This is a genomic window from Nocardioides sp., from assembly GCF_041600255.1.
GTDB lineage: Bacteria > Actinomycetota > Actinomycetes > Propionibacteriales > Nocardioidaceae > Nocardioides.
In genome coordinates, this window is the sequence record NZ_JBFIKK010000197.1 from 1 (window position 1) to 4128 (window position 4128).

General features: G+C 70.8%; 6 protein-coding genes. 3 read left to right on the top strand and 3 right to left on the bottom strand.

What is annotated here, in order from left to right; all coding sequences use genetic code 11:
- A partial coding sequence (locus ABZE72_RS16005; protein WP_372730031.1) for a DUF4397 domain-containing protein occupies positions 1–345 on the bottom strand: 345 nt, incomplete at its 3' end.
- Between the two features lie 348 nt (positions 346–693).
- Here ABZE72_RS16005 and ABZE72_RS16010 point away from each other — a divergent pair.
- Both ABZE72_RS16010 and ABZE72_RS16015 read left to right on the top strand, forming a co-directional pair.
- Positions 694–1197: a DUF4396 domain-containing protein gene (locus tag ABZE72_RS16010; RefSeq protein WP_372730032.1), complete on the top strand. Its 504-nt coding sequence runs from the start codon at positions 694–696 to the stop codon at positions 1195–1197.
- Positions 1197–1337, top strand: a complete 141-nt coding sequence (locus tag ABZE72_RS16015; RefSeq protein ID WP_372730033.1) for a hypothetical protein — start codon at positions 1197–1199, stop codon at positions 1335–1337. Before ABZE72_RS16010 ends, ABZE72_RS16015 begins: the two co-directional genes overlap by 1 nt.
- A gap of 184 nt (positions 1338–1521) precedes the next feature.
- Here ABZE72_RS16015 and ABZE72_RS16020 read toward each other — a convergent pair whose 3' ends face one another.
- Both ABZE72_RS16020 and ABZE72_RS16025 read right to left on the bottom strand, forming a co-directional pair.
- Positions 1522–1857 carry a cupin domain-containing protein gene (locus ABZE72_RS16020; protein WP_372730034.1) on the bottom strand — a complete coding sequence of 112 codons (336 nt, stop codon included), beginning with the start codon at positions 1855–1857 and terminating at the stop codon, positions 1522–1524.
- 137 nt (positions 1858–1994) lie between these two features.
- On the bottom strand, positions 1995–3140 hold the full coding sequence (locus tag ABZE72_RS16025) for a hypothetical protein (protein ID WP_372730035.1): 1146 nt from the start codon (positions 3138–3140) through the stop codon (positions 1995–1997).
- A 359-nt stretch (positions 3141–3499) separates the two neighbouring features.
- Between ABZE72_RS16025 and ABZE72_RS16030 the strand changes: the two genes are divergently transcribed.
- On the top strand, positions 3500–4128 hold a 629-nt coding region (locus ABZE72_RS16030; RefSeq protein WP_372730036.1), incomplete at its 3' end, for a hypothetical protein.

Sequence of the window (4128 nt, forward strand, 5' to 3'; positions counted from 1 at the left end):
CAACCGCGCGTCACCGGGCCCGGTCGAGGAGACGTCGTTGACGAAGACGTTGAGCGTCGGGGTGCCGTCCGCGTCGAGGTGCGCCACGACGGTGGCGTTGACGCCGCCGGGGACCTCGACGCCGCTCGCCTCGATGGCGGGTTCGGCCGAGTCCGGGGTGTCACCGTCGGCATAGACAGCGAGGTCGTAGGAGCCCGCGGGCAGGCTCAGCGGGTCGGTGAGCGTGCCCGGCTCGAAGTCGGGGATCAGCTCCTCGCCGTTGGCGTAGACGTCCACGGTCAGCCCGGGGACCGCATCGTGGCCGACCTCAGCCTGGGGGCACCGACGGTCTGGCTCTCCACGCATCGATGGCGGCAGGTCGTCCGGTCCGGCAACCAGCCGCCCTGCCTCCCCCGGGCAGCAACCAGGCAGTGGTCATCGCGCCGCGGGCCGGCGTCGGTGTGGAGCAGCTCGCCCGAGGCTTGGCCGCCGTCGACGGCACGGTCGTGAGCTGGCGCAGACGATCCAGCTGGGCATCGAGTACGACCCGCAGCCGCCGTACGAAACGGGCAGCCCCGACCGCGTCCCCGGGTGGGCCGTCGACCTGCTCACGTCGGCCCGGAGCTTGTTCGTGTGACAGGTAACGCGGGTACCCGCATTGATCACCGCCGCGACTGCCCCTAGCGTCGCACTGCATCGACGAGAGGACTCTTCATGAACTCCCGGAACTCCATGGCCGCCAACGCCACCCTGCACTGCCTCACCGGATGCGCGATCGGCGAGATCTCCGGTCTGATGATCGGCACTGCGCTCGGACTCGGCACCGCCGTCACCATCGCGCTCGCGGTGGGGCTGGCCTTCCTCTTCGGCTACACGCTCTCTACCCTGCCGCTGATGAAGGCCGGACTGGGCTTCGCCGCCGCGCTCAGCGTGGTCTTCGCCGCCGACACGCTCTCGATCGCCGTCATGGAGATCGTGGACAACGCGGTGATGGCCCTCATCCCCGGCGCCATGGACGCCGGCCTGGTGAACCCCGTCTTCTGGCTGAGCATGATGATCGCCCTCACTGCGGCCTTCGTCGCCGCCTTCCCGGTGAACCGCCGGCTCATCGACAAGGGCAAGGGCCATGCCCTGACCCACCAGTACCTGCACGGGGCCGATCACGGTGCCGACCATGGGGACGACCACGCCCCCACCCAGACCTCGGGAGCCTCCTGATGAACACCAACACCCTGGCCGCAGCCCTCGTCGGGTTCATGCTCGGCGGTCTCACCGTCTCCATCGCCGCCGAGCTGGAGGCCGACGACAGCCCTCGCCCCGCCCACGGGTCCAGCAGCCAGCCGTACGTCGAGCGCTGACCCCCGTCCGCGCTGGCGGCTGCGCGAGGACGACCGGGAACGTTGTCCGCGCGGTGCGGGCCTGCTCGGGCGTGGTGGCCTCGCGAGCAGAACCGCTGGTGGTGGCGTGGGGGCGGTGGTCATCCCAGGTCCTTCCATCGGGCCCATGGGGTGTGTTCCGAGGTGCCCGTCGCACGGGCGTGGGTCAGGTCGTCGCCATGGCGACCGTCAGCAGGACTGCGGAGTCCTCGACGGCCTCCAGGCCATGGCGAGCGTCAGGGAGGGCGATCAGGTACCCCGGCGTTCCGCTCCACCGGTCGCTCCCGGCCACGAGGGTCACCCGACCGTGCAGCACCTGCAACGTGGCCTCCCCCGGGCTCTCGTGCTCGCTCAGGCTGGCACCGGCGCGCAAGGCGATCAGTGTCTGGCGCAGCACGTGCTCGCGCCCGCCGTACACGGTGTGGGCGCTGCGTCCGCTCGACGCCGACGTGGCCGCCGCCAAGTGGCGTCGAACCAGCGCGGTCAGGGATTCCTGCTGCATGTGCCCTCCTCAACGGCCCGTCTCCACGGCGTCGCCGTCCCGCTTCCAGTACATGACCGCGGAGGGGGACCATCGAGGGCCATTGGTCCCGTCGTTCGCGGACGTATGCGCCGCGGCCCCGGGACGGGGGCTCGCAGCTAGCCGGCCGCCGGTTCCCCGACCGCCGGCCCGGGCGGGTTCCCGCGCCGCGACCAGACATGGCGCATCACGGCTCCGAGCCCGAGGAGCAGGACCACGAAGCCGAGCCAGCCGCCCACCACGGGCAGCGCCGTGAGGGCCACGACGGCCAGCAGACCCAGCACCAGGCCCCACCAGCGACGGCTCCGCGGCTCGTCGCCCAGCACCAGGGCGGCGAGGGCAAGGCCGACCGCTGCCGGAGCGAGGAACGTGGCGACCGCGAAGAAGGCGAAGCCGGCGACGACCAGGAGGGTCAGCGCACCGAAGACCACGAGTCCAACGACGTCGCCGAGCCCCAGCAACCCGAGGATCACGCCCAGCAGGGCCGCCGCGATCACGACGCCGACGACGAGGACGACCAGGGCGAGGACCCCGAGCGCACCGAGGCCCAGGCTGGGCAACGGCCGGCGACGGACGTTGTCGGCGGCCCCTCGCAGAAGGCGGGGAAGAAGCCACAGGGCCAGCGCCGCGACCGCGAGGAGACCGATCCACCTCTGCAGCCCGTCGACCAGCCGGGACACGACCGTGGGCTCCGTCTGCTCATCCTTCTCGGCGATGGTGACGTTCTCGGTGCCACCGATGGTGCCGTTCACGGTGTAGCTCGGGGTGCTGCCCAGCACATTGCCGGCGACCCGGCCGTCGAGCGTCATCTCCCCGGCACCGAAGAGGAGGTCCTGCCCGATCTGCCCGGACGACGTCACTGTCGCCTGACCGGCTCCGAGCACGAGATCCTGGCCGACCGTTCCGCTCACCGTGACCTGGCCGCCGACCATCCGGGCATCGCCGTCGACCCGCCCGGAGACGTCCAGGGACCCGCCGGTGGCCAGGAGGTCGTTCGCGACCTCGCCCGACACCTCCACCTGGCCGCCGGCCACCACCAGGTCGCCGGTGACGGTTCCTTCCACCCGGACGGTCCCGCCCCACACGTAGAGGTTGCCGTCCACCGTCTCGCCGGCAGGGATCACGACCTCCTGGCCACTGCGGAACTTCCCGCCCGGACCGCTCTCCTGCGCGAACGCGACAGTCGTGCCGAGCAGCACGACGGCCGCAGCAACAAGTGCCACGACCAGCGAGGTACGCGGAGAGACATGCGGGACCGTCGGCATGATCGGGCTCCTTCGGTTGGCTCGCGCCTGCGATTCACACCATCACGAAGCTGACCCGATGCCAACCCCTGGCCAGGCATCGAAGGTCGGCGTCGGCAGCTTTCTCGAGCGGGCCGAACTGCCCGGCAACGCGCTGGACCCCGTGCTCAGACTGCTCGACGAACCAGTCCCCGGGCCAGTCCCCGGCCTCACCACGTCGGGCTGACAACCGTTCGACCAACCCGAGGCGGCCTTGCGCCGTGCCCCGATCCGGGAGCACCCTCGGATCGAGGGACGCGATACAGCGGCCCGTACGTGCGTCGGCCCTGGAGTCGCTCACCAGCCTGTGGTCTCGATGCGTCCGCTTGGGAGGAAGAGCGATGAGCACACAGCAGAGCAGCCAGAACCCCCGACGCCTCGGCAGCGGCCACCTCGGCGTGGCCCTCGGCGCCACCGCCCTGGTGGTCGCGCTCGGGGTGCCCAGTGAGGCCGCGAAGCTGATCCACGGCAAGAACCTGAAGAACAACACCGTGACGTCACAGAAGATCAAGAACAACAACCTGACCGGCAGGGACCTGAAGAACGGTTCGGTCACCGGCGCCGACATCAAGGAGAGCACGCTCACCGGTCTGCTCCGGACCGGTGACGTCGCGGCCTACGGTGACGGCACAGCGGACTGGATCGACAACTTCACGGCCGGGGCGTTCACCGCACTCATCTCGACGACCTTCACCGTGCCCGACGACGGCGTCCTGCACGTCACGGGGTCCCTGTCGGCCGAGGACGACTTCTCGCTGGATGGCCTCGGTCGCCTGGGATACCGGCTGAGCCTCGACGGCACCGGGCTCTGGCCCGGCGCCGACTCCCATCAGCTGGCCTATGCCGGCGCTGGGGAGGGGGACTCGGGAGCAGTGACCAGCGTGGTGCCGGTGACCGCCGGCGAGCACACCGTCAGCCTGGACGCCAGGGAACTCGGGACCGGCAGCTTCCTCTACGGCCGGGAGATCTC

What these genes read in the sequence shown, in the direction of transcription:
- ABZE72_RS16020 (WP_372730034.1), bottom strand. Translation starts at nt 1,857, where the DNA reads ATGCAGCAGGAATCCCTGACCGCGCTGGTTCGACGCCACTTGGCGGCG.
- ABZE72_RS16025 (WP_372730035.1), bottom strand. Translation starts at nt 3,140, where the DNA reads ATGCCGACGGTCCCGCATGTCTCTCCGCGTACCTCGCTGGTCGTGGCA.
- ABZE72_RS16010 (WP_372730032.1), top strand. Translation starts at nt 694, where the DNA reads ATGAACTCCCGGAACTCCATGGCCGCCAACGCCACCCTGCACTGCCTC.
- ABZE72_RS16015 (WP_372730033.1), top strand. Translation starts at nt 1,197, where the DNA reads ATGAACACCAACACCCTGGCCGCAGCCCTCGTCGGGTTCATGCTCGGC.